We start from the raw sequence: 23,860 nt of genomic DNA on the forward strand, positions 1-23,860 counted from the left end.
CGCATGAGCACCACAGAGCCTGTGCGCAAGCCGGACCCGATCACGCCCGTCCTGACCAGGCGCTGGCTGTCGCCGCGGTCCTGGTCGATCGACACCTACGAGCAGCTGGAGGGCTACACCTCCCTGCGTACCGCGTTCGCCGCCCACCCCGACCAGCTCATCCAGCTGGTGAAGGACTCCGGGCTGCGCGGTCGCGGCGGTGCCGGGTTCCCCACCGGCATGAAGTGGGGGTTCATCCCGCAGGACGACGGCAGCGGCACGGGCCCCGGCGCGAAGCCGAAGTACCTGGTCATCAACGCCGACGAGGGCGAGCCGGGTACCTGCAAGGACATCCCGACGATGATGGCCGACCCGCACGCGCTCATCGAGGGCTGCATCGTCACCAGCTACGCGATCCGCGCCAACTTCTGCGCGATCTACGTCCGCGGCGAGGCGCTGCACTGCATCCGCAGGCTGCGCGCCGCCGTCCGCGAGGCGAAGGCGAAGGGCTACCTCGGCCGCGACATCCTCGGCTCCGGGTTCGACCTGGAGATCGTGGTGCACGCCGGTGCGGGCGCCTACATCTGTGGCGAGGAGACGGCGCTGCTCGACTCGCTCGAGGGCCGTCGCGGTCAACCCCGGCTCAAGCCGCCGTTCCCGGCGACCGCCGGGCTCTACGCCTGCCCGACGGTCGTCAACAACGTCGAGACCATCGCCAGCGTCCCCGCCATCGTCAACGGCGGGGCGGCCTGGTTCCGCTCGATGGGGCGCGAGAAGTCGCCCGGCCCGAAGATCTACTCGGTCTCCGGGCACGTCGAGCGTCCCGGCCAGTACGAGGCGCCGCTGGGCATCACGCTGCGGGAGCTCCTGGAGCTCGCCGGCGGGATGAAGGACGGGATCCCGCTGAAGTTCTGGACCCCGGGCGGCTCGTCGACACCGCTGTTCACCGCCGAGCACCTCGACGTCCCGCTGGACTTCGAGGGCGCGGCCGAGGCCGGCTCCATGCTGGGGACGACCGCGGTGCAGGTCTTCAACGAGACCGTCTCGGTGCCGTGGGCGGTCATGAAGTGGACCGAGTTCTACAAGCACGAGAGCTGCGGCAAGTGCACCCCGTGCCGCGAGGGCACGTACTGGCTGGTCCAGGTGCTGCAGCGGATGGTGCGCGGCGAGGGCACCTCGACCGACATCGACACCCTGGTCGACGTCTGCGACAACATCCTCGGCCGTTCCTTCTGCGCCCTCGGCGACGGCGCGACGAGCCCGATCACCAGCGCCGTGAAGTACTTCCGCCAGGAGTTCCTGGACCTGATCGCCGACCAGCCGGACGTCGAGCGCCCGGAGCAGCTGGCCGCACTCACCGGAGCGAGCGCATGACCCTCACACCGGAGCGGAACGCCACCGAGGACACACCCGTCCCCGAGGGGCACGTCCGCCTCACCATCGACGGCCAGGTCGTCGACGCCCCCAAGGGCGAGCTGCTGATCCGCACCTGCGAGCGCCTCGGCATCGTGATCCCGCGGTTCTGCGACCACCCGCTCCTCGACCCGGCGGGCGCCTGCCGCCAGTGCCTGGTCGAGGTGGAGATGGGCGGCCGGCCGATGCCGAAGCCGCAGGCCAGCTGCACCATGACCGTCGCCGACGGGATGGTGGTGAAGACCCAGCACACCTCCGAGCGGGCCGACAAGGCGCAGCAGGGTGTCATGGAGCTGCTGCTCATCAATCACCCGCTGGACTGCCCGATCTGCGACAAGGGCGGCGAGTGCCCGCTGCAGAACCAGGCGATGGCGCACGGCCGGTCGGACTCCCGCTTCGTCGAGACCAAGCGCACCTTCCCGAAGCCGCTGCCGATCTCCAGCCAGGTGCTGCTCGACCGCGAGCGCTGCGTGCTCTGCCAGCGCTGCACCCGGTTCTCCGAGGAGATCGCCGGGGACCCGTTCATCGATCTGCTCGAACGCGGCGCGAACCAGCAGATCGGGATCGCCGAGGACCAGCCGTTCCAGTCCTACTTCTCCGGCAACACGATCCAGATCTGTCCGGTCGGCGCACTGACCAGCGCCGCGTACCGGTTCCGGTCGCGCCCGTTCGACCTGCGCTCGACCCCGGGCGTGTGCGAACACTGCAGCTCCGGCTGCGCCTCGCGTACCGACTCCCGTCGCGGGACCGTGCTGCGCCGGCTCGCCGGCAACGACCCGGAGGTCAACGAGGAGTGGCTCTGCGACAAGGGCCGGTTCGCGTTCCGCTACACCGGTAGCCAGGGCCGCATCACGCGGCCGCTGGTCCGGCGCGCGGACGGCACGCTGGAGGAGGTCTCCTGGACCGAGGCGCTGCAGGTCGCCGCGGACGGGCTGCTCGCGGCCCGTGCCGGAGGCGGTATCGGCGTCCTGCCCGGGGGACGGCTGACCGTCGAGGACGCCTACGCCTACGCCAAGTTCGCCCGCGTCGTCGCCGGCACCAACGACATCGACTTCCGAGCCCGCCCGCACTCGGGGGAGGAGCTGGAGTTCCTCGCCGCGCACGTCGCCGGCGGGACGGTCGAGGACTCGGTGACGTTCGAGCGGGTCGAGAACGCCCCGGCGGTGCTCACCGCCGGCACCGACCCCGAGGAGGAGTCGGGCATCGTCTTCCTCCGTCTGCGCAAGGCGTACCGGAAGCGCGGGCTGCGCCACTTCCAGGTCGGCCCGTTCACCAGCTACGGCGCCGAGAAGACCGGCGCCACCGTGCTGCACGCGGTGCCCGGTGCGGAGGCCGCGGTCGTCGCCGACCCGGGCGCCGACGTCGTCGCCGCGCTGGAGCAGCCGGGCGCGGTGATCCTGGTGGGGGACCGGGCCGCGGAGTCGCCGGGCCTGTACTCGGCGGTGTCCGCGCTCGCCGCCCGCACCGGTGCGGCGATCGGCTGGCTGCCGCGCCGGGCCGGGGACCGCGGTGCTGTCGAGGCGGGCGCGCTGCCCACCCTGCTGCCCGGCGGCCGGCTCGTCACCGATGCCGCCGCCCGCGCCGAGCTCGAGCAGGTCTGGGGCGCCCCCGTCCCGGCCGCCCCGGGCCGCGACGGCGACGCGATCCTCGCCGCCGCCGCGTCCGGCGAGCTGGCCGCACTGGTCGTGGGCGGGGTCGACCCGCAGGACATGGCCGACCCGACCGCGGCGATCACCGCGCTGCGGGAGGTGGGGTTCCTGGTCAGCCTGGAGATCCACACCTCGGCGGTCACCGAGCTCGCCGACGTCGTGCTCCCGGTCGCCCCGGACGCCCAGCGCTCCGGCGCCTACGTCAACTGGGAGGGCCGCCGCCGCGAGTTCGGCGTCGCGCTCGACGCGACCGGCGTGCTCCCGGACTGCCGGGTGCTCGACACCCTCGGCGTCGAGATGGACGCGGACCTGTTCACCCAGACCCCGGCCGCCGCGGCCGGGGAGCTGGAGCGGCTCGGCTCGCGTCGCGCCGGCGGCGTCGCACCGGACCACACGGCGGGCCGGGCCCGGCGTCCCGGCTACGGCCAGGCGGTCCTCGCCACCTCGCGCCAGATGATCGACGACGGCAGCCTCCAGATCGACGAGCCCGCGCTCGCCGGCACGGCACGGCGGCCCTACGTCAAGGTCAACGCGGCCACCGCGGAGCGGCTCGCGCTGGTCGAGGGCGCCGACGCGACGGTCCGCACCGACCGCGGGGCGATCACCCTGCCGGTCGCGCTGACCGACCTGCCCGACGGCGTCGTCTGGCTGCCGACCTGCTCGCCCGGCTCGCACGTCCGCCCCACACTCGGAGTGGGCCACGGTGACCTCGTGACGGTCGGTCCGGCCGGGAACGGAAGCGCGTCGTGAACCTGTCCCAGGTCCCGCCCACCCCGGTGGACCAGCTGACGCACACCCAGGCGCTGCTCGCCGACGACCCGATCTGGCTGATTCTGATCAAGGTCGTCGGGCTGTTCGCGCTCGGTGTCGTGCTGACCCTGTTCATGATCAACTGGGAGCGCAAGGTCGTCGGCCGGATGCAGCACCGTCCGGGCCCGAACCGGACCGGCCCCGGCGGCTGGCTGCAGAGCCTCGCCGACGGTCTGAAGCTGGCGTTCAAGGAAGACATCATGCCGGCGATGGCCGACAAGAAGGTCTACTTCATCGCCCCTGTCATCTCGACGATCCCGGCGTTCGTCGCCTTCTCCGTCATCCCGTTCGGCGGCGAGGTCACGATCTTCGGCGAGCAGACGGCGCTCCAGCTCGTCGACGTCCCGGTCGGCGTGCTCGTCGTGCTGGCCTGCTCCTCGATCGGCGTCTACGGCATCGTGCTCGGCGGCTGGGCTTCGGGCTCGCCGTACTCGCTGCTCGGCGCGCTGCGCTCGGCCGCCCAGGTCATCTCCTACGAGATCGCGCTGGGCCTGGCCGTCGTCGGCGTCGTCCTCTACTCCGGCTCGCTGTCCACCGCGACGATCGTCGGGGCGCAGGCGTCGGGCTGGTACTTCTGGCTCCTGCTGCCGAGCTTCGTGGTCTTCGTGATCGCGATGGTCGGCGAGACCAACCGGGCCCCGTTCGACCTCCCCGAGGCCGAGTCGGAGCTGGTCGGCGGCTTCCACACCGAGTACTCGTCGCTGAAGTTCGCGCTGTTCTTCCTCGCCGAGTACGTGAACATGGTGACCGTCTCGGCGATGGCGGTGACGCTGTTCCTCGGCGGCGGCATGTGGCCGTGGCCGCTGAGCTTCCTCAACGAGTACGGCTGGCTGCAGTTCGTCGCCTTCATCATCAAGGTGCTGCTGTTCCTGTTCGTGTTCATCTGGCTGCGCGGGACGCTGCCGCGGTTCCGCTACGACCAGTTCATGAAGCTGGGCTGGAAGGTCCTGGTCCCGGTCATGCTGGTCTGGATCGTCGCGATCTTCGGCATCCGGGCGTTCGTGAACACCGGCTCGGACAACTACGTGCTGCTGCTGTCGCTGATCGGCTTCGCGCTCGCCGTCGTGCTCGCGGTGGCGTTCCTGCTGCCCGACCGGCAGACCGAGGCGCCACCGGTCGAGCCGGCGTCGGACTATCCGGTGCCGCCGCTGGACCTGGTGGTCCCCGACTCACCCCCGAAGCGTCGGAAGGCCGTCACGGCCGGAAAGGACGCGCGCTAGATGTTCGACTTCTTCAAGGGATTCGGCGTCACCTTCTCGACGATGTTCAAGAAGGTCGTCACCGAGGAGTACCCCGAGGACTTCCCGCCCGCCGCGCCGCGCTACCACGGGCGCCACCAGCTCAACCGGCACCCGGACGGGCTGGAGAAGTGCGTCGGCTGCGAGCTGTGCGCCTGGGCCTGCCCGGCCGACGCCATCTACGTCGAGGGCGGGGACAACACCGAGGAGGCGCGGTACTCGCCCGGTGAACGCTACGGCGCGATCTACCAGATCAACTACCTGCGGTGCATCGGCTGCGGCCTGTGCATCGAGGCCTGCCCGACGCGCTCGCTCACGATGACGAACTTCTACGAGCTGGCCGACGACAACCGGCAGGACCTCATCTACACCAAGGAGCAGCTGATGGCCCCGCTGCTGCCGGGCATGGAGCAGCCGCCGCACCCGATGCGCCTGGGCGAGGACGAGCAGGACTACTACGTCTCCGGTCCGACGCTCGCGAAGGTGTCCGCCCAGGACCAGACCAAGGAGCAGGCGCGATGACCACGGCCGCGGTCCTGGCCCAGGCGGCCGGGGAGGTGAGCACCGGCGAGGCGGTCGCGTTCTGGATCCTCGGACCGGTGGCGCTGGCCGGTGCGCTCGGCCTGGTCTTCGCCCGGCACGCGGTGCACGCCGCGCTGCTGCTGGTCCTGACGATGTTCTCGATCGCGGTGCTGTACCTGGTGCAGTCCGCCCCGTTCCTCGGGTTCGTGCAGATCATCGTCTACACCGGTGCCGTGATGATGCTGTTCCTGTTCGTCCTCATGCTGGTCGGACGGGACTCCAAGGACTCGGTGATCGAGGTCCTGCGCGGGCAGCGGGCCGCAGCGCTGGTGTTCGGCGTCGCTCTGGCCGCGCTGCTGGTCGGCGGGCTGGCCCGCGGCCTGACCAGCGTCACCCCCGCGGGGCTGGCGCAGGGCGGGCTCGGGTGGAACGGCAACGTCCCCGGCCTCGGCCGGCTGATCTTCACCGACTACCTGCTGGCGTTCGAGCTGACCGCGGCCCTGCTGATGGTCGCCGCGCTCGGCGCGATGGTGCTGTCCGGCTCGCAGAGCAGCCAGCACACCAAGATCGGCCAGCGCGCGACGGTGCTGAAGCGGCTGCGCGGCGAGCACGCCCGCATCTCCCCGCTGCCCGGCCCCGGCGTCTACGCGACGGCGAACTCGGTCGCGGTCCCGGCGATCCTGCCCGACGGCTCGATCGCCCCGGAGTCGCTGTCGGAGATCATCGAGTCGGTCGCGGTCGACGTGCCGGACACGACGACCCCGGACGCGCACGCGCTGACCGGCCGCCCCGCACCCGACCGGACCGCCGCCTCCGGTGAGGCCGCCGACACCGGGGAGCACCGATGAGGCCCGAGTACTACCTGCTGCTCTCGGCGCTGCTGTTCACCATCGGCGCCGTCGGCGTCCTGGTGCGGCGCAACGCCGTGGTCGTGTTCATGTGCATCGAGCTCATGCTGAACGCGGTGAACCTGACCCTGGTCACGTTCTCGCGCATCAACGGCAACCTCGACGGCCAGGTGATGGCCCTGTTCGTGATGGTCGTCGCGGCCTGTGAGGTCGTCGTCGGGCTCGCGATCATCACGGCGATCTTCCGCACCCGCCAGTCGTCGTCGGTGGACGACGCGAACCTCTTGAAGTACTAGGAGCGCGCTGGTGACCGTCCTTCTCGCACAGGCCGCCCCGCAGGCGACCGGCGCCGCCTCGCTGGCCTGGTTGCTGATCGCGCTCCCCGCGGCCGGTGCACTCGTGCTCTTCCTCGCCGGACGGCGGGCCGACGCCTGGGGCCACTGGCTCGGCGTCGCGACCGTCGTCGGCGCGTTCGTCGTCGGTGTGACGATATTCCTGCAGACCCTCGGTCTGCCCGCCGACGAGCGGCTGCGCGAGCAGTCGCTGTGGTCCTGGATGTCCTCCGGCGCGCTGGAGGTCGACTTCGGGCTCCGGATCGACACGCTGTCGCTGACGTTCGTACTGCTGATCACCGGGGTCGGGGCGCTCATCCACCTCTACTCGGTCGGCTACATGAGCCACGACCCGAACCGGCGGCGGTTCTTCGCGCAGCTGAACCTGTTCGTCGCCGCGATGCTGGTGCTGGTCCTCGGCAACAACTTCGTGATGCTCTACCTCGGCTGGGAGGGCGTCGGTCTGGCGTCGTACCTGCTGATCGGCTTCTACCAGGACCGGCCCTCCGCGGCGACGGCGGCGAAGAAGGCCTTCCTGATGAACCGGGTCGGCGACGTCGGCCTGGCGATCGCGATCTTCCTGCTCTGGCTGGAGCTCGGGACCCTGCAGTACACCGAGGTCTTCGCCCGCATCGGCGAGGTCGGCGGCGGCACGGTCCTCGCGATCACGCTGCTGCTCCTGCTCGGCGCCTGCGGCAAGTCCGGCCAGTTCCCCCTGCAGTCCTGGCTCCCGGACGCGATGGAGGGCCCGACCCCGGTCTCGGCCCTCATCCACGCGGCCACGATGGTCACCGCGGGCGTCTACCTCATCGCCCGGGCGTCGCCGATCTACAACCTGTCCGAGACCGGACGGCTGGTCGTCGCGCTCATCGGTGTCATCACGCTGATGATCGGCGCGATCATCGGCTGCGCCTACGACGACATCAAGAAGGTCCTGGCCTACTCCACGGTCAGCCAGATCGGCTACATGATCCTCGCCGTCGGGCTCGGGCCGGCCGGCTACGCGCTGGGCATCCTGCACCTGCTGACGCACGGCTTCTTCAAGGCCGGGCTCTTCCTCGGCGCCGGTTCGGTCATGCACGCCATGAACGACGACGTCGACATGCGCCGCTTCGGCGGCCTGTGGCGGAAGATGCCGGTCACCTTCGTGACCTTCGGCCTCGGCTACCTCGCGCTGATCGGCTTCCCGTTCCTGTCCGGCTACTTCTCCAAGGACGCGATCATCGAGGCCGCGTTCGCACAGGAGGGCTGGCAGGGCTGGGTGTTCGGCGGGCTCGCGACGCTCGCGGCCGGTCTGACCGCCTTCTACATGACCCGCCTGATGATCATGACGTTCTTCGGTGCGGAGCGCTGGCGCACGGTGCAGTCCACCGACGGCCGCGACTACCACCCGCACGAGTCCCCGGCGACGATGACCGTCCCGATGATCGTGCTGGCCGTCGGCTCCGTCTTCGGCGGCGGCGTGCTCTACGGGATGGTCCCGGAGTGGCTCGCCCCGGTCGTGGGGGAGCGCCTCGAGCTCGAGGGCGGCGCCCTGCCGCACGCGGTGATCCCGTGGCTGGTCGTCGGCGTCTCGCTGCTCGGCGTGCTGGCGGGCTACCTGTTCGTCGGCCGCTCCCCGGTGCCGGTGGAGCGCCCGCAGCGGGTGTCGCCGGTCGTCGCCGCGGCCCGTGCCGACCTCGGCGCGAACGCCTTCAACGAGGCGTTCATCGAGCGGCCCGGCATCGTCCTCACGCGGGCGCTCGCCTGGTTCGACGACCGCGGGATCGACGGGGCCGTCAACGGCACCGCGTCGGCGTTCGGCGGCGGTTCCAGCCGCCTGCGCCGGCTCCAGACCGGCTTCGTCCGGTCCTACGCACTCTCGATGCTCGGCGGGGCGGTCATCGTCGTCGCCGCGATGCTGGCGGTGAGGTTCGTCTCATGACCCCCCTGGACACGGCTCCCATCGTCCCCGGCTCCGGGGGCAACCCCTTCCTGATCGTCCTGCTGCTGGTGCCGGTCGTCGGCGCGCTGGTCATGTACCCGCTGCGCGCCAACACCGGGCTCGCGAAGGCGGTCGCGATGGCGACGGCGCTGCTGGAGCTGGTACTCGTCGTCGTCGCGTGGGCGCTCTACTCCATCCCCGCGGCGCAGGCCGGCGCCCGGTTCCAGCTCGAGTTCTCGATGTCCTGGATCCCCGCGTTCGGTACGCACATCGCGTTCGGCGTCGACGGCATCGCGCTGGCGCTGATCGGGCTCACCGCGTTCCTGGTGCCCGGCCTGATGCTGTTCGCGTGGGCGGAGAAGCTGCCCGAGGGCCGCTCGGCCGCCGGATACTTCGCGCTGCTGCTGGCGACCCAGGCGACGCTGGTCGGTGTCTTCGCCGCCACCGACGTCTTCCTGTTCTACGTGTTCTTCGAGGCCATGCTGGTCCCGATGTACTTCCTGATCGGCCGCTTCGGCGGGCCGCGCCGGCAGTACGCGGCGGTGAAGTTCTTCCTGTACTCGCTGCTCGGCGGCCTCATCATGCTGGCGTCGCTGATCGGGCTGTTCGTGGTCAGCGAGCAGCAGCTGGGCCAGGGCACGTTCACCTGGGCCGACCTGCAGGCGATGGCGTCGAGCGTGCCGGAGTCGACCCAGATCTGGCTGTTCCTCGGCTTCTTCGTCGCGTTCGCGATCAAGGCGCCGCTCGTGCCGTTCCACACCTGGCTGCCCGACGCCGGTGCCGAGGCCCCGATCGTCGGCGCGGTGCTGCTGGTCGGCGTGCTGGACAAGGTCGGTACCTACGGCTTCCTGCGCTACCTGCTGCCGCTGTTCCCGCAGGCGTCGCAGACCCTGGCGCCGCTGGTGCTGGTGCTCGCCGTCGCCGGGATCGTCTACGCCGCGCTGCTCGCGGTCGCCCAGACCGACATGGGCCGGTTCGTCGCCTACACCTCGGTGGCGCACTTCGGCTTCATCGCGCTCGGGGTGTTCGCGTTCTCCTCGCAGGCCTTCGCCGGCGCGACGCTCTACATGGTCAACCACGGTCTCTCGACCGGCATGCTGTTCGTCATGGTCGGCGTGCTGATCAGCCGCGGCGGCTCGCGCCTGATCGCCGACTACGGCGGCGTCGCGAAGCTCGCCCCGGTGATGGCGGGCTGTCTGCTGCTGGCCGGGATGAGCTCGCTGGCGCTGCCCGGCACGAACTCGTTCGTCTCGGAGTTCCTGGTGCTGGTCGGCTCGTTCCCGAACCGGCCGGTGTTCACCGTGATAGCGACGATCGGCATCATCTTCGCCGCGCTCTACGTGCTGTGGTTCTACCAGCGCACGATGCAGGGCCCGGTGCGCGGCACCGCGGTCATGGCGGCACTGGAGCGCGGCGGCGCGGGTGGCCCGGGGTCGATGATCGACCCGGCGGTCGCCGCGCAGCGCAAGGGCTCCGGCTTCCCCGACCTCACGGGTCGCGAGATCGGCGTGCTCGTGCCGCTGATCGTCGCGATCGTGGTGCTCGGCTTCTACCCGGGCCCGGTGCTCGACCTGATCAACCCGTCGGTGACGGCGACGATGACCGAGCTCGGCCTGCCCGACCCGGTCGTCGCTGGAGGGATCGCTCGATGAGCTCGTTGGTTCTCCCCGCCCAGGTGGCTCCGATCGAGATGCCCGCGGTCGACTGGGCGGCCACCGCGCCGCTGTGGATCGTGTTCGCGGGTGCCTGCGTGTCGGTGCTGCTGGAGGCGTTCCTCCCGCGGCACCAGCGCTGGCCCGTCCAGGTCGTGCTGACCGGGCTGACCCTGGTCGCGGCGCTCGTCGCGCTGGCCGGGTACGCGCTCGGGTCCCCGGCGGCGGTGCTGACCTTCGGCACCGCGCTGTCGGTGGACGCGCCGTCGCTGTTCCTGTGGGGCACCCTGATCGTCCTCGCGATCCCCAGCCTGCTGCTGATCGCGGACCGGTCGGTGGAGCCGGGCGGGGTGTTCGTGGCCTCGGCCGCCGAGCGGGCCGCGGTCCGCTCCGGCGGCGGCCCTGCCACCCCGGCCGGCGGCGAGCACGTCGACCGCTCCTACGGGGCACCCGACGAGACACCGACGATGCAGACCGAGCCGTTCCCGTTCGTGCTGTTCGCGCTCGGCGGCATGATGGCGTTCGTCGCGGCGAACGACCTGCTCACGATGTTCATCGCCCTCGAGGTCCTGTCGCTGCCGCTGTACCTGATGTGCGGGCTGGCGCGGCGCCGCCGGCTGCTGTCGCAGGAGTCCGCGGTCAAGTACTTCCTGCTCGGCGCATTCGGCTCGGCGTTCTTCCTCTACGGCATCGCGCTGCTCTACGGCTACGCGGGCTCGGTGCGGCTCTCGGCGATCTCCCAGGCCGCCGCGGGCACCCTGGCGTCGGACACGCTGCTGTTCGCGGGCCTGGCGCTGCTGCTGGTGGGGCTGCTGTTCAAGGGCTCGGTCGCCCCGTTCCACACCTGGACCCCGGACGTCTACCAGGGCGCCCCGACGCCGGTCACGGCGTTCATGGCGGCCTGCACGAAGGTCGCCGCGTTCGGCGCGATCGCCCGGGTGCTCTACGTCGGCTTCGGCAGCACCGTCTGGGAGTGGCGCGGCGTGCTGTGGGTGGTCGCGGTCGTCTCGATGGTTGTCGGCGCGGTGCTGGGGCTCACCCAGACCGACGTGAAGCGCATGATCGCCTACTCCTCGATCGCGCACGCCGGGTTCATCCTGCTCGGCGCCATGGCGCTGACGCCGCAGGGCACGTCCGGGCTGATGTTCTACCTGCTGGCCTACGGCTTCACGACGGTCGCGGTCTTCGGGATCATCTCGCTGGTCCGCACCGGTGACGGCGAGGCCTCGGACCTGGCGGCCTGGGCGGGCCTGGCGAAGCGGTCGCCGCTCGTCGCCGGGATCATGACGTTCCTGCTGCTCGCGCTCGCCGGCATCCCGCTGACCAGCGGGTTCACCGCCAAGTTCGCGGTGTTCTCGGCGGCGTCGGCGGACGGCATGGTGCCGCTGGTGGTGATCGCGCTGGTCGCGTCCGCGGTGGCCGCGTTCTTCTACCTGCGCATCGTGGTGCTCATGTACTTCCGGGAGCCCGCCGAGGACGGTCCGGCCGTCGTCGTGCCCGGGGCGTTCACCACCGTGGCCATCACCCTGGGCACGCTGGCGACCCTCGTTCTCGGGATTCTTCCCACACCCGTCCTCGAATGGGCCGCCAGCGGCGCGTTCTCGGGCTGACGTTCGTAGGCTGTGGGGGTGGAGACACAGAGTGTGGCCGGGATCCGGATGGCCGATCCGGTCCTGGCCGAGGCCACCGCTGACGGGCTCAAGCGGGTCGAGGACCTGCTGCACCGCGAGGTGCACAGCGACTACGAGTTCGTCACCGAGACCTCGTTGCACCTGATCGACGCGGGGGGCAAGCGGTTCCGTCCGCTGTTCACGCTGCTCGCGGCGCAGGTGGGACCGCATCCCGAACGCGACGAGGTGATCACGGCGGCCGCCGTGGTGGAGCTGATCCACCTGGCGACGCTGTACCACGACGACGTGATGGACGAGGCGTCCATGCGGCGGGGCGCGGAGTCCGCGAACTCGCGCTGGGACAACTCGATCGCGATCCTGACCGGGGACTTCCTGTTCGCGCACGCGTCGCGGCTGGTCGCCGACCTGGGGCCGGACGCGGTGCGGATCATCGCCGAGACGTTCGCGCTGCTCGTGACCGGTCAGATGCGCGAGACCCGCGGCCCCAAGGCGTCCGACGACCCGGTGCAGCACTACCTGCGGGTGGTCGCGGAGAAGACCGGGTCGCTCATCGCGACCTCGGGCCGCTACGGCGGCATGTTCTCCGGCGCACCCGCCGAGCACGTCGAGGCGCTGCGGACCTTCGGCGAGGTCATCGGGGCGGCGTTCCAGATCTCCGACGACATCATCGACATCGCGTCGCCGTCGGACGACTCGGGCAAGACGCCCGGCACCGACCTGCGCGAGGGCGTGCACACCCTGCCGATGCTCTACGCCCTGCGCGACGGCGACGACTCCGCCGACGCGCGCAGGCTGCGTCAGCTGCTGGCCGCTCCGATCAGCGGCGACGACGAGGTGGCCGAGGCGCTGGAGCTGCTCCGCTCCGGTGACGCGCTGGTCAAGGCCCGCGAGACCGTCGCCGGGTACGCCGACCGGGCGCGCGCCGAGCTGGCGGTGCTGCCGCCGTGCCCGGCGATCGAGGCGCTGCGGACGCTGACCGACTACACGGTGGAGCGGGTGGGCTGAGGTGCCGGTGGGCGTCGCCGTCGCAGCAGGTCGACGGTGAAGACCACCAGCGCCAGCCAGACGAGGGCGAACCCGGCCCAGCGGGCCGGGGCCATCGGCTGGCCGACCACCAGCACACCCCACAGGAACTGCAGTGTGGGGTTGATGTAGAGCAGCACCCCGAGGGTCGTCAGCGGCAGCCGTCGCGCCGCGGAGCCGTAGAGCAGCAGCGGCAGCGCCGTCGCCGGGCCCGCGGACAGCATGAGCAGCAGGTGCCACGGGCCGTGCCCGGTGAACGTGCCGCCGCCGGAGAGCGCCACGACGACCAGGAACACCGCGGCCGGCACGACGAGTACGAGGCCCTCCGCGGTCAGCCCGGCTGCGGCGGGCAGCGGCGCGGTCGCCTTGAACAGTCCGTAGATCCCGAACGAGCAGGCCAGCGCCATCGACAGCCACGGCACCGTCCCGTTCCCGACGGCGATGACGACGACGGCCGTCGCCGCCAGCCCCAGCGCCACCCACTGCGCGGGCCGCAGCCGCTCCCGCAGGACGAGGACGCCGAACAGCACCCCGACCAGCGGGGTCATGTAGTAGCCGAGCGCGGACTCGACGATCAGCCCCACCGACACGCCCCAGATGAACAGGCCCCAGTTCACCGCGATGAACACCGCGGCGGCGGCGGTCGCGAGCCATCCCCGGACACCGAGCCCGCGCACGTCGCCCCAGCCGCGGAGCACGGTCAGCACCAGCGACATCAGCACCGCGGTCCACAGCACGCGGTGGGCGAGCACCTCCAGCGGCGCCGCGGGGTCCAGCAGCGGCCAGAACGCCGGGAACAGGCCCCACAGGACGTACGCGCCGACGCCCGCGGTGAGCCCGGCGGGGTTCCGCTCACTCCGTTCGGGTGTGGTTCGTTCGGGGGAACGAGCGGTGGTCATGGTCGCTTCGGGTGGTCGGTCACGGGCACGATGATCCGGTACGGGTGGGCTCCCGCGCGAGACGACGGCGGGGCGGGCACGATCCGTGATACCAAGCACGGCGACAGCGGTCCGGGACGGTCCCGGGCGGACGGAGGTCCGGCATGGGCTGGATGTGGGTACTGCTGGCGGTGCTCGTGGTCCTGGTGGCGGCGGGGGTACTGGTGTCCCGTCGCCGCGGAGGGACCGTCGAGGGCGGTCCGGAGGCCACGGGGACGCCCGACACGGCGGAGGTGCCCGACGGGCCGGGCCCGGGGCGCGACCCCGGGACCGTGGGGCTGTTCGACACCGCGGGGGCGGTCGACCCGTCCGCCGCGGCGGCCGGGGCGCACACGCCCTCGCCGGACGTCGCACCGTCGCCCTCCTCGGCGGACGTCGCGACCGGAGTCACGGCGACGGCCCCGGACCTGTCCGGTCCGGAGGCGTCGAGTCGCGGTGCCGACGGGGACGGAGCCGACGGGGACGGTGTCACCGCGGGCGGGACCGGCCCGGGCGACGACGACAGAACCACGACCGACGGTGTCGCTGCCCTGTCCCAGGACGGTGCGGACCACGACGGCGCAGCCGCGGACGGTGAGTCCCACGACGGCGCAGCCGCGGACGGTGCGGTCCACGACGGTCCGGCGGATGACGGTGCTGCCGGCTCCGTCCCGGTCCCGTTGGAGCCGAGCAGTGCCGCCACGACCACGGACGCCGCCACGACCACGGACGTCGCCACGACCACGGACGTCGCCACGACCACGGACGTCGCCACGACCACGGACGTCGCCACGACCACGGACGTCGCCACGACCGCGGACGCGGCCACGGCCCCCGCGGTCCCCCTCCCGCGCCCCGAGAGCGACCCTGCGCCGCCGGACGGGCCGGCCGAGGACGACGAGCCGGCCGGCCGCCACGCCCTGCGCGACGACGTCGAACCGGCCCCGCTGCCCGAGCCGGGCCCCGCGCCGGTCGACGACGGCCCGCCCGCACCGCTGTCGATCCCGTCGCGGCCGCGACAGGACGCCGGTGGCTCAGCGCTGGCGGCGCTCGATTCCATGATCATCGGCCCGTCCGCGGCGTCCGCGCCGCTGCCCCCGGGGGTGCGTCCGGGGCCGTACCCGGACTCGGTGCTCGCCCCCACCGACGGTGCCGACCCGCCCGAGACGCACCGGGTGAAGGTGCACAGCGGTTCGCGGAGGTTCCACCCGCCCGAGTCGCCGTACTACGTCCGCACCCGCGCGGACCTGTACTTCACCGCGGAGGGCGCGGCGCGGGCGGCCGGGTTCATCGCCTGGCACGAACGCCCCGGGGCCCGCTGAGCCCCAGCGCCTCCGGACACACGACGGCCCCGGTACTCCTCGGAGTATCGGGGCCGCGGTGTGGCGCGGGCCGGGACCTAGACGATGGTCCAGGTGTCGCGGCCGTTGAGCAGGGCCTGCAGGTCCGCGTCGGGCTTGGCGTCGCGGGCCGCCTGCACCTGGGCGCGGGCGGCGTCGTCGTAGGTGGTGCGGTCGGTGTTGCGGAAGACCCCGGTGACGGTGTGGGTGAGGTCCTGGTCCGAGAGCCGGGACAGGGCGAAGGCCAGCTCGTGGTCGGCGGCGTCGTGCACGACGATCTGTGCGGCGTCGACCGAGGCGGTCTCGACGACCTTGAGCTTGAACCCGTCCTGCACCACGGCGTGTGAGCCCTCGGCGCCGAAGACGATCGGCTCACCGTGGACGACGGGGATGAGCCGGTTGTCGGTGTCGCCCTTGCGGAGCACGTCGAAGCTGCCGTCGTTGAAGATGGGGCAGTCCTGGAAGATCTCGACCAGGGCGGAGCCGCGGTGCTCGGCGGCGGCCTGGAGCACGGCGGTGAGGCTCTTGCGGTCGGAGTCCAGGGCCCGTCCGACGAAGCTCGCCTCGGCCCCGAGGGCCAGCGAGATCGGGTTGAACGGGTGGTCCAGTGATCCCATCGGGGTGGACTTGGTGACCTTCCCGACCTCGGAGGTCGGGGAGTACTGGCCCTTGGTCAGCCCGTAGATCCGGTTGTTGAACAGCAGGATCTTGATGTTGACGTTGCGGCGCAGCGCGTGGATCAGGTGGTTGCCACCGATGGAGAGCGCGTCGCCGTCGCCGGTCACGACCCAGACGCTGAGGTCCTCGCGGCTGGTCGCGAGACCGGTCGCGATGGTCGGGGCGCGGCCGTGGATGGAGTGCATCCCGTAGGTGTTGAGGTAGTACGGGAATCGCGAGCTGCAGCCGATGCCGGACACGAACACGGTGTTCTCGCGCTTGATGCCCAGGGTGGGGAGGAACTGGCGGACGGCGGCGAGGACGGCGTAGTCGCCGCAGCCGGGGCACCAGCGGACCTCCTGGTCGGAGGTGTAGTCCTTCGCGGTCTGCTTCGCGTCCGTGGTCGGGACGCCGTCGAGGCCGCCGATGGACGGCAGGCCCAGGTCGGTGGCGGTCATGCCTGCGCTCCAGTGGTCTCGTTGGCGATGTCGGACGCCGACTCCGGGTGCTTGCCGGTGAGGTAGTCCAGGAACACGTCCTGGAGCTCCTCGGCGCCGAACGGGAGCCCGGCGACCTTGGTGTAGCTCTTGACGTCGACCAGGTGCTCGGCGCGCAGCAGCATGGCGAGCTGACCGAGGTTCATCTCGGGGCAGAGCACCGTGCGGTAGCCGCCCAGGATCTCGCCGAGGTTGGCCGGCATCGGGTTGAGGTTGCGCAGGTGCACCGTGGCGACCGAGTGGCCCAGCTTGCGCACGCGCCGCGCCGCCGCGTTGATCGGGCCGTAGGTCGAGCCCCAGCCGATGACGAGGAAGTCCGCGTCGCCGTCGGGGTCGTCGACCACGAGGTCGGGGACGTCGATGCCGTCGATCTTGGCCTGGCGCAGGCGGACCATGCGGTCGTGGTTGTCGGGGTCGTAGGAGATCGAGCCGCGTCCGTCGGCCTTCTCCAGCCCACCGACCCGGTGCTCCAGCCCGGCGGTGCCCGGGACCGCCCACGGCCGGGCGAGGGTCTCGGGGTCACGCAGATACGGCCAGAACTCGCCGGACCCGTCGGGGGCGTTGGGTTCGGTCGCGAACCCCGGGTCCACCGTCGGCAACGACTCGACGTCGGGGATCTTCCACGGCTCGGAGCCGTTGGCCAGCGCCCCGTCGGAGAGCAGCATGACCGGGGTGCGGTACTTGACCGCGATCGCGGCGGCCTCGACCGCGGCGATGAAGCAGTCCCCCGGCGTGCAGGGGGCGATCACCGGCAGCGGCGCCTCCCCGTTGCGCCCGTGCAGGGCCTGGAGCAGGTCGGCCTGCTCGGTCTTGGTCGGCAACCCCGTCGAGGGCCCACCACGCTGCACGTCGATGACCAGCAGCGGCAGTTCCAGGGCGACGGCCAGGCCGACGGTCTCGGCCTTGAGCGCGATCCCCGGCCCCGACGTGGTGGTCACGCCGAGTGCCCCGCCGAAGGCTGCGCCGAGGGCGGCGCCGACACCGGAGATCTCGTCCTCGGCCTGGAACGTGGTCACGCCGAAGGCCTTGTGCTTGGACAGCTCGTGGAGGATGTCCGAGGCCGGGGTGATCGGGTAGGTCCCCAGGAACACCGGCAGGCTCGTCGTCCGCCCCGCGGCGATGAGCCCGTAGGCCAGTGCGACGTTCCCGGTGATCTGCCGGTAGGTCCCCGGCGCCAGGCGGGCCGGCGCGACCTCGTAGGTCACCGCGAACGCCTCGGTCGTCTCCCCGTAGGCGTGCCCCGCACGGAACGCCAGGATGTTGGCCTCGGCGATGTCGGGCTTCTTCGCGAACTTCTCCCGCAGGAACCGCTCGGTCGACTCGCTGGGGCGGTGGTACATCCAGGACAGCAGACCCAGGGCGAACATGTTCTTCGCCCGCTCGGCGTCCTTCTTCGACAGCCCGGTCTCCTCCAGGGCGCCGCGGGTCAGGGTCGCCATCGCGACCCCGTGTACCGCGTAGGGCTCGAGCGAGCCGTCCTCCAGCGGGTTCGCCGCGTAACCGACCTTGGTCAGGTTCCGCTTCGTGAACTCGTCGGTGTTGACGATCAGCACCCCGCCCTGGGGAAGGTCGCCGATATTGGCCTTCAGTGCCGCCGGGTTCATCGCGACCAGCACGTCGGGGCGGTCACCGGGGGTGAGGATGTCGTAGTTCGCGAAGTGCAGCTGGAACGACGAGACGCCCGGCAGGGTCCCGGCAGGTGCCCGGATCTCCGCGGGGAAGTTCGGCAGTGTCGACAGGTCGTTGCCGAAGTTCGCGGTCTCGGAGGTGAAGCGGTCCCCGGTCAGCTGCATGCCGTCACCGGAGTCGCCGGCGAACCGGATGACCACCCGGTCGCGCTGGACGACCTCGGAGTCGCGTGCCTCGACGGGGGTGTCGCTGGTCGTCATGGGCTGATGGTCCCCAGTTCGGCGTCGAAATGTGCCTCGATACGTCGAGGTTAACTCCCGGTTCGGGCCCCTGTCCGGAGACCCGGAGCCACGTCACATAACCTGGGTTACGTTCGTGGTGACGGTCACTTCCTGCTGATCTTCTTCTGCAGTGCGGCGACACGTTCCGCGAACGCCTCGGAGTGCACCGTCTCGGCCTGCGCGCGGACCTCGACGTCGGTGGCGTCGGCGTGCGCGGCGAGCCGCGAGGTGATCCGCATCGTCGCCTTGGTGGTGACGATCAGGTCCCGCGGTGCGGCGGCCGCCCGGCCCGCGAGCTCGCGGGCGCCGGCCATCAGGTCCTCGTCGCTGTCGTAGGCACGCCAGGCCAGGCCGATGCGCTCGGCCTCGCGGGCGTCGAGGACGTCGCCGAACAGGGTCATCGCCGCGGTGCCCTGGGCGCCGAGAGCGCGCTGGGCCATCCACGTGTAGCCGCCGCCGGGGTGCAGGCCCAGCTGCATGAAGCGGACGTCGAACCTCGCGCTCGGGCCGGCCAGCCGGACGTCGCAGGCCAGGGCCAGGTTGATCCCGGCGCCGACGGCGGCGCCGTTGACCGCGGCCAGGGTCGGCAGCGGGGACGAGGCGATGGCGAGGAATCCGGAGTAGACGCGCTTGAGCGTCGCCGGGTCGGCCTCCTGCAGCTCGGCGAGGTCACCGCCCGCGCAGAAGGCGGGTGCCTGCCCGGTGACGACGATCGCGCCGACCGAGTCGTCGGCGTTCGCGGCCTCGACGGCGGCGACGAGCTTCTGCGAGAGGTCCAGGTTCAGCGCGTTGCGTCGTGCCGGGTTGGACACGGTGAGCACCGCGACACCGTCGGTGACCTCGGTGCGGACCTCTGTCGTGACATCGCCGTCGTTCATGGGCCCGACTCTTCCACGCCGGGTTAGCCTTCCGCACGTGACGGGTGCACAGGTGACCGGGCGGGCCGAGCTGCCCCGCCACCACGCCGGCTGCTTCGCCTGCGGTGACGGTCCCGGCGGGCTGCGGATGCGCTTCGCCGATCCCGGCCCCGACTCCGACGGGCGGGCCCGGGTGACGGGGGCGGTCGTCGTCGCCGACACGCACGAGGGCGCGCCCGGGCTGGCGCACGGCGGCGTACTGGCCACGGCGATGGACGAGCTGTTCGGCGCGCTCCAGCACCACCTCGACGGCCACTTCGTGACCGCGGAGCTGACCACCCGCTACCGGGCGCCGGTGCCGCTCGGCACGACGCTGCACCTCGACGCGGTGATCGAGTCGGTCGACGGGCGCAAGCTGTGGGTCCGCGGCACGGGCAGGCTCGACGCCCCGGACGGCACCGTCGCGGTGTCGGCGACGGCGCTCTTCCTCGGCGTCACGCTCGACCACTTCCGCCGCTACGCCCCCGAGGGCACCCGCTTCCGGGAGCGGCACGCGCGCTGAGCCGCGGTCGGGGCGGGTCACACCCGGGAACGCACTGCCCGGTTCGTCCGTTGACCCGGATGACCCCCGAAGGACCGCACGGAAAGGCGACCCCGGCGTGCACAGCCACATGAACGGTCTGAAGACGGCCGTCCTCCTCGGCGCGATGAGCGCCCTGATCCTCGCGATCGGCGGGGTCCTGGGCGGGCGCGGCGGACTGGTCATCGCGCTCGTCATCGCGTTCGCGGTGAACGGGTGGGCCTACTTCAACTCGGCGAAGACGGCGCTGCGGTCCATGCACGCCCAGCCGATCACCGAGGCCGAGTACCCGCAGCTGTTCCGGATCGTCCGCGAGCTGAGCCAGCGGGCCCGCCAGCCCATGCCGTCGCTGCACATCAGCCCGACCGACGCGCCGAACGCGTTCGCCACGGGCCGCAACCCGCGGCACGCCGCGGTCTGCGTGACCACCGGTCTGCTGCACCTGCTCGACGAGCGCGAGCTGCGCGCCGTCATCGGCCACGAGCTCAGCCACGTCTACAACCGCGACATCCTGATCTCCTCGATCGCCGGTGCGCTCGCCTCGGCGGTGTCGTTCCTCGCGAACTTCGCGATGTTCGCCTCGATCTTCGGCGGCGGCGACGAGGACCGCCCGAACCCGATCGCGATCATCCTGGTCGCGATGCTGGGGCCGATCGCGGCCGGCGTCGTGCAGATGGCCGTCAGCCGGTCCCGGGAGTACCAGGCCGATGCGTCGGGTGCCGAGCTCACCGGGGACCCGCTGGGCCTGGCCTCGGCGCTGCACAAGCTCAAGTACGGCACCGCGGCCGCTCCGCTGCCCCCGGACCCGCGGCTCACCGCGCAGTCGCACCTGATGATCGCCAACCCGTTCCGGCCCGGGGAGAAGATGGCGAGGTGGTTCTCCACCCATCCGCCGATCGAGGACCGGATCGCGCGGCTCCAGCAGATGGCCCGCCGCTGACCGGACCGTTCCGGGGGTGGTTGCGTGTCCCCGGGTCGCTGTTCCGTAACGGTTCGGGGTACCGCGAGCGATGGAACTCTCAGAGCAGAGCTCCCCCTGCGGAAGAGGACCCATGAGCGAGACCCCGTCCCAGAAGCCCCGCCACGCACTCACCGACACCGGTGGGACGCCGTCGGTGCCGCTCCAGGACGGCCCGGTCGAGGTGCCGTCACCGGCGCGTCCGGGGGACGACGTGGTCACCTGGGCCGGCCCGGGGGAGCAGGTCGCGCTGCCGACGGCCCGGTCGTCCTCGGACGCCGACGCACCGGTCGCGCCGACCGCCGATGCGGACGTCCCGGCCCCCTCCGCCCCGGACGCCGACACGGACACACCGGTCGCGCCCACCCCGGACGCGGAGCCGCAGCCCCGTGCCCCTCGGGCGGCCGCGCCGGACACGATGCCCGACGGCGGGTCCTCCGACGACGCGCCCACCACCGCGCTGCCCGTCGTCCCGCGTCCCCGCGACGCGGCCGGTCCCGGTCGGCAGCGGCCGGTCGGCGGCCCGTCCCGGCAGGCCCCGGGCGCCTACGTCCCCGGGCAGTACGCCGCGGCGGCCCCGCGACACCCGTCCCGACCGATGGCGCCCCGGCACCCCGCGGAGGGCCGGCCCCCGGCGATGCAGCGCCGGCCCGCGCGATTCCCGTCGGGACCCGCAGCACAGGCCCCGGCCGTCCAGCGGCTCCCCGAGCCGTTCCGCGCGGCCCCGCTGCCCGAGGGCGGCGGTACCCGGACCTCCGGTGGCTTCCGGCTGCCCGACTTCCCGGCCCGCACCCGACCGGTACTGCCCGCCGTCCTGGGCGCGGCGGCCGCGGTCGTCCTGGCCCTCGGTGTCGTCGCCGGGGTCACCGGCACGTCGGACGCGTCGCCGGCGCCCGCGCCCGCCCCCGTGTCCACTCCCTGACCGATCTGCTTGTATCCCCGCCGTGGGGATCTCCTGGGACGACTACCGCAGCCACGACGCCGTCGGGCTGGCCGCACTCGTCGCCGCGGGTGAGGTGAGCGCGGCCGACCTGCTGGAGGCCGCCGTCGCCCGCGCCGACGCCGTCGAGCCGGGCCTCAACGCCATCCGACTGCGCCTCGACGACGCCGCCCGCTCCCGCGCACGCGGCCCGCTGACCGGGCCGTTCGCGGGCGTCCCGTTCCTGGTGAAGGACCTCGCCCAGCACCTCGCCGGGGTCCCGACGGCGTCCGGCTCCCGTCCGCTCGCCGACCATCCGCGCCCCGAGACGTCGACGGTGGTCCGGCGCTGGACCGAGGCCGGTCTCGTCGTGTTCGGACGGACCGCCACCCCCGAGTTCGGTGCCCGCGCCGTCACCGAGCCCGCGCTCGGCGGCCCGACCCGCAACCCGTGGGACCCCGGCCGCACTCCCGGCGGCAGCTCCGGCGGGTCCGCCGCGGCCGTCGCCGCCGGGATCGTCCCCGCGGCCGGCGCGAGCGACGGCGGCGGCTCCATCCGCATCCCGGCCGCCGCCTGCGGGCTGTTCGGGCTCAAGCCGGGCCGCGGCGTGACGCCGTCCGGGCCGGACGTCGCCGAGGGTTTCCACGGCGCGGCGGTGCAGGGCGTGCTGTCGCGGACCGTGCGGGACTCGGCGGCCCTGCTCGACGTGTCGGCCGGGCCGGAGCCGGAGGGCCCCTACATCGTGCGTCCGCCGGAGCGCCCCTACGCCGACGCCGTCCGGGACGACCCGGCGCCGCTGCGGATCGGGCTGGCCACCGCCTCGCCGCTGGGCACCGACGTCGACCCCGAGGCGGTCGCCGCGGCCACCGACGCCGCCGAGCTGCTGACCTCCCTCGGGCACGTCGTGGAGGAGTCCGCCCCCGCCCTCGACGGCCGGGCGCTGGCCACCGACTTCCTCACCACCTGGTTCTCCACGATCTCGGCCCAGGTGGCGGCGGCGCGGGCGCTGACCGGCTGCGGCGACGACGCCTTCGAGATCGAGACCCGGGTCATGGCCGCGATCGGCCGCGCCACCCCCGCGCCGGACTACCTCGCCGCGCTCGCCCGCCGCCAGGACCACACCCGCGCGCTGGCCGCATTCCACGAGCGCTACGACCTGCTCCTCACCCCGACCCTGGCCCGGCCGCCGTGGCCGATCGGGGAGCTGGCGCTGCCCGCCCCGGCCCGGATCGGCGCGCAGGCGCTGCTGCGGGCCGGCGCGTCCGGCCTGTTCGGACGGCTCGGCCTGGTCGAGAGCCTGGTCGACGCCAACTTCGCCCCGGTGCCCTACACCCAGCTGGCGAACCTGACCGGGCGGCCCGCGTCGTCGGTGCCGCTGTACCGGACGGCGTCCGGGCTGCCGCTGGGCGTGCAGTTCGTCGGGCGGCCGGGGTCCGAGCCGCTGCTGCTCGCCCTGGCGGCGCAGCTGGAGCGGGCGCGGCCGTGGGCGCACCTGCGGCCCGCGGTCCGGGGCCGGTGAGCCGGTCCGGCTACCGGTAGTTCGTGAACTGCAGCGCGATGCCGAAGTCCTTGGACTTGAGCAGCGCGATGACGGCCTGCAGGTCGTCCTTCTTCTTGCCCGAGACGCGCAGCTGGTCGCCCTGGATCTGGGCCTGGACGCCCTTGAGCTTCTCGTCGCGGATGGCCTTGCTGATCTCCTTGGCCTTGTCCTGCGCGATGCCCTGCAGGATCTTGCCGCCGGCCTTGTAGGCCTTGCCCGACAGCTGGGGCTCGTCCACCTCGAGGGCCTTCAGGCTGATCGAGCGCTTGATCAGCTTCTCCTTGAACACCTCGATCCCGGCGAGCAGCCGCTCCTCGGTGTCGGACTCGAAGGTCACGGCCTCCTCGCCGGCCCATGCGACTGTCGTGTTGGTGCCGCGGAAGTCGAAGCGCTGCGACAGCTCCTTGGCGGCCTGGTTCAGGGCGTTGTCCACCTCCTGCCGCTCCACCTTGCTCACGACGTCGAACGACGGGTCGGCCATCGGTCACTCCCTCGGGTCGGTCGGGGCCCCCTCGTCGGGGGCCGTCGGTCGTGTCGTATCCTCGTTCACGCACTCAGCAAGAGCGACGTGCACCCCGGCTGGTTGCCCGAGCGGCCAAAGGGAGCGGACTGTAAATCCGTCGGCGTAGCCTTCCCAGGTTCGAATCCTGGACCAGCCACAGCA

The 23,860-nt window shown here is 72.3% G+C and carries 20 protein-coding genes and 1 tRNA gene; 16 read left to right on the forward strand and 5 right to left on the reverse strand.

What is annotated here, in order from left to right; all coding sequences use genetic code 11:
• The first annotated feature begins 3 nt into the window (after positions 1 to 3).
• From nuoF to DMP15_RS05930, 10 genes are read left to right on the forward strand one after another with little or no spacing between them, the layout of a single operon-like run.
• Complete coding sequence (nuoF, locus tag DMP15_RS05885) at positions 4 to 1,353, forward strand: NADH-quinone oxidoreductase subunit NuoF (RefSeq protein WP_073576539.1); 1,350 nt, start codon at positions 4 to 6, stop codon at positions 1,351 to 1,353.
• Positions 1,350 to 3,791 (forward strand): NADH-quinone oxidoreductase subunit G, encoded by a 2,442-nt coding sequence (locus DMP15_RS05890; RefSeq protein ID WP_073576538.1) that lies wholly within the window; start codon positions 1,350 to 1,352, stop codon positions 3,789 to 3,791. The genes nuoF and DMP15_RS05890 overlap by 4 nt, the downstream gene beginning before the upstream one ends.
• Before the next feature lie 35 nt (positions 3,792 to 3,826).
• Entirely contained in the window at positions 3,827 to 5,071 is a 1,245-nt protein-coding gene (gene nuoH / locus DMP15_RS05895) for an NADH-quinone oxidoreductase subunit NuoH (protein WP_073576878.1), read from the forward strand.
• Positions 5,072 to 5,611, forward strand: coding sequence for an NADH-quinone oxidoreductase subunit NuoI (gene nuoI, locus DMP15_RS05900; protein WP_020623091.1), 540 nt, complete (start codon positions 5,072 to 5,074; stop codon positions 5,609 to 5,611).
• Positions 5,608 to 6,459, forward strand: a complete 852-nt coding sequence (locus tag DMP15_RS05905; protein ID WP_062397973.1) for an NADH-quinone oxidoreductase subunit J — start codon at positions 5,608 to 5,610, stop codon at positions 6,457 to 6,459. The genes nuoI and DMP15_RS05905 overlap by 4 nt, the downstream gene beginning before the upstream one ends.
• Positions 6,456 to 6,755, forward strand: coding sequence for an NADH-quinone oxidoreductase subunit NuoK (gene nuoK, locus DMP15_RS05910; protein ID WP_060710483.1), 300 nt, complete (start codon positions 6,456 to 6,458; stop codon positions 6,753 to 6,755). The genes DMP15_RS05905 and nuoK overlap by 4 nt, the downstream gene beginning before the upstream one ends.
• Before the next feature lie 7 nt (positions 6,756 to 6,762).
• Positions 6,763 to 8,715, forward strand: a complete 1,953-nt coding sequence (nuoL, locus tag DMP15_RS05915; RefSeq protein WP_202417482.1) for an NADH-quinone oxidoreductase subunit L — start codon at positions 6,763 to 6,765, stop codon at positions 8,713 to 8,715.
• Positions 8,712 to 10,367: an NADH-quinone oxidoreductase subunit M gene (locus tag DMP15_RS05920; RefSeq protein WP_073576536.1), complete on the forward strand. Its 1,656-nt coding sequence runs from the start codon at positions 8,712 to 8,714 to the stop codon at positions 10,365 to 10,367. The genes nuoL and DMP15_RS05920 overlap by 4 nt, the downstream gene beginning before the upstream one ends.
• Positions 10,364 to 11,977: an NADH-quinone oxidoreductase subunit NuoN gene (gene nuoN, locus DMP15_RS05925; protein ID WP_073576535.1), complete on the forward strand. Its 1,614-nt coding sequence runs from the start codon at positions 10,364 to 10,366 to the stop codon at positions 11,975 to 11,977. The genes DMP15_RS05920 and nuoN overlap by 4 nt, the downstream gene beginning before the upstream one ends.
• Positions 11,978 to 12,025: 48 nt before the next feature.
• Complete coding sequence (locus DMP15_RS05930) at positions 12,026 to 13,003, forward strand: polyprenyl synthetase family protein (protein ID WP_073576877.1); 978 nt, start codon at positions 12,026 to 12,028, stop codon at positions 13,001 to 13,003.
• On the opposite strand, the gene rarD is transcribed toward DMP15_RS05930, so the two are convergent.
• The gene (gene rarD / locus DMP15_RS05935; protein ID WP_179761778.1) at positions 12,979 to 13,920 is read right to left on the reverse strand and encodes an EamA family transporter RarD; all 942 of its coding nucleotides are present in this window, start codon (positions 13,918 to 13,920) and stop codon (positions 12,979 to 12,981) included. The genes DMP15_RS05930 and rarD overlap by 25 nt on opposite strands.
• Positions 13,921 to 14,063: 143 nt before the next feature.
• On the opposite strand from rarD, the gene DMP15_RS05940 reads away from it, so the two are divergent.
• Positions 14,064 to 15,260, forward strand: a complete 1,197-nt coding sequence (locus tag DMP15_RS05940; RefSeq protein ID WP_073576533.1) for a sunset domain-containing protein — start codon at positions 14,064 to 14,066, stop codon at positions 15,258 to 15,260.
• Positions 15,261 to 15,337: 77 nt separating this feature from the next.
• Here the strand turns inward: DMP15_RS05940 and DMP15_RS05945 are convergent, their stop codons facing one another.
• The 3 genes from DMP15_RS05945 to DMP15_RS05955 form a co-directional block, all read right to left on the reverse strand.
• On the reverse strand, positions 15,338 to 16,393 hold the full coding sequence (locus DMP15_RS05945; protein ID WP_073576532.1) for a 2-oxoacid:ferredoxin oxidoreductase subunit beta: 1,056 nt from the start codon (positions 16,391 to 16,393) through the stop codon (positions 15,338 to 15,340).
• Complete coding sequence (locus tag DMP15_RS05950) at positions 16,390 to 18,321, reverse strand: 2-oxoacid:acceptor oxidoreductase subunit alpha (RefSeq protein WP_073576531.1); 1,932 nt, start codon at positions 18,319 to 18,321, stop codon at positions 16,390 to 16,392. The genes DMP15_RS05945 and DMP15_RS05950 overlap by 4 nt, the downstream gene beginning before the upstream one ends.
• Before the next feature lie 125 nt (positions 18,322 to 18,446).
• Positions 18,447 to 19,220 (reverse strand): enoyl-CoA hydratase, encoded by a 774-nt coding sequence (locus DMP15_RS05955; RefSeq protein WP_073576530.1) that lies wholly within the window; start codon positions 19,218 to 19,220, stop codon positions 18,447 to 18,449.
• 37 nt (positions 19,221 to 19,257) lie between these two features.
• Between DMP15_RS05955 and DMP15_RS05960 the strand changes: the two genes are divergently transcribed.
• The 4 genes from DMP15_RS05960 (at position 19,258) to DMP15_RS05975 (ending at position 23,175) form a co-directional block, all read left to right on the forward strand.
• On the forward strand, positions 19,258 to 19,761 hold the full coding sequence (locus DMP15_RS05960) for a PaaI family thioesterase (protein ID WP_161152418.1): 504 nt from the start codon (positions 19,258 to 19,260) through the stop codon (positions 19,759 to 19,761).
• Positions 19,762 to 19,858: 97 nt separating this feature from the next.
• Positions 19,859 to 20,719, forward strand: a complete 861-nt coding sequence (gene htpX, locus DMP15_RS05965; protein WP_073576528.1) for a zinc metalloprotease HtpX — start codon at positions 19,859 to 19,861, stop codon at positions 20,717 to 20,719.
• A 112-nt stretch (positions 20,720 to 20,831) separates the two neighbouring features.
• Positions 20,832 to 21,659: a hypothetical protein gene (locus DMP15_RS05970; protein WP_337825526.1), complete on the forward strand. Its 828-nt coding sequence runs from the start codon at positions 20,832 to 20,834 to the stop codon at positions 21,657 to 21,659.
• A gap of 28 nt (positions 21,660 to 21,687) precedes the next feature.
• Positions 21,688 to 23,175 carry an amidase gene (locus DMP15_RS05975; protein ID WP_073576876.1) on the forward strand — a complete coding sequence of 496 codons (1,488 nt, stop codon included), beginning with the start codon at positions 21,688 to 21,690 and terminating at the stop codon, positions 23,173 to 23,175.
• 10 nt (positions 23,176 to 23,185) lie between these two features.
• Here the strand turns inward: DMP15_RS05975 and DMP15_RS05980 are convergent, their stop codons facing one another.
• Positions 23,186 to 23,677 (reverse strand): YajQ family cyclic di-GMP-binding protein, encoded by a 492-nt coding sequence (locus tag DMP15_RS05980; RefSeq protein WP_062397949.1) that lies wholly within the window; start codon positions 23,675 to 23,677, stop codon positions 23,186 to 23,188.
• A 96-nt stretch (positions 23,678 to 23,773) separates the two neighbouring features.
• On the opposite strand from DMP15_RS05980, the gene DMP15_RS05985 reads away from it, so the two are divergent.
• Positions 23,774 to 23,855, forward strand: a tRNA-Tyr gene (locus tag DMP15_RS05985).
• The last annotated feature ends 5 nt before the right edge of the window (positions 23,856 to 23,860 follow it).

Source organism: Pseudonocardia sp. UM4_GMWB1 (assembly GCF_017312155.1).
Taxonomy (GTDB): domain Bacteria; phylum Actinomycetota; class Actinomycetes; order Mycobacteriales; family Pseudonocardiaceae; genus Pseudonocardia; species Pseudonocardia alni.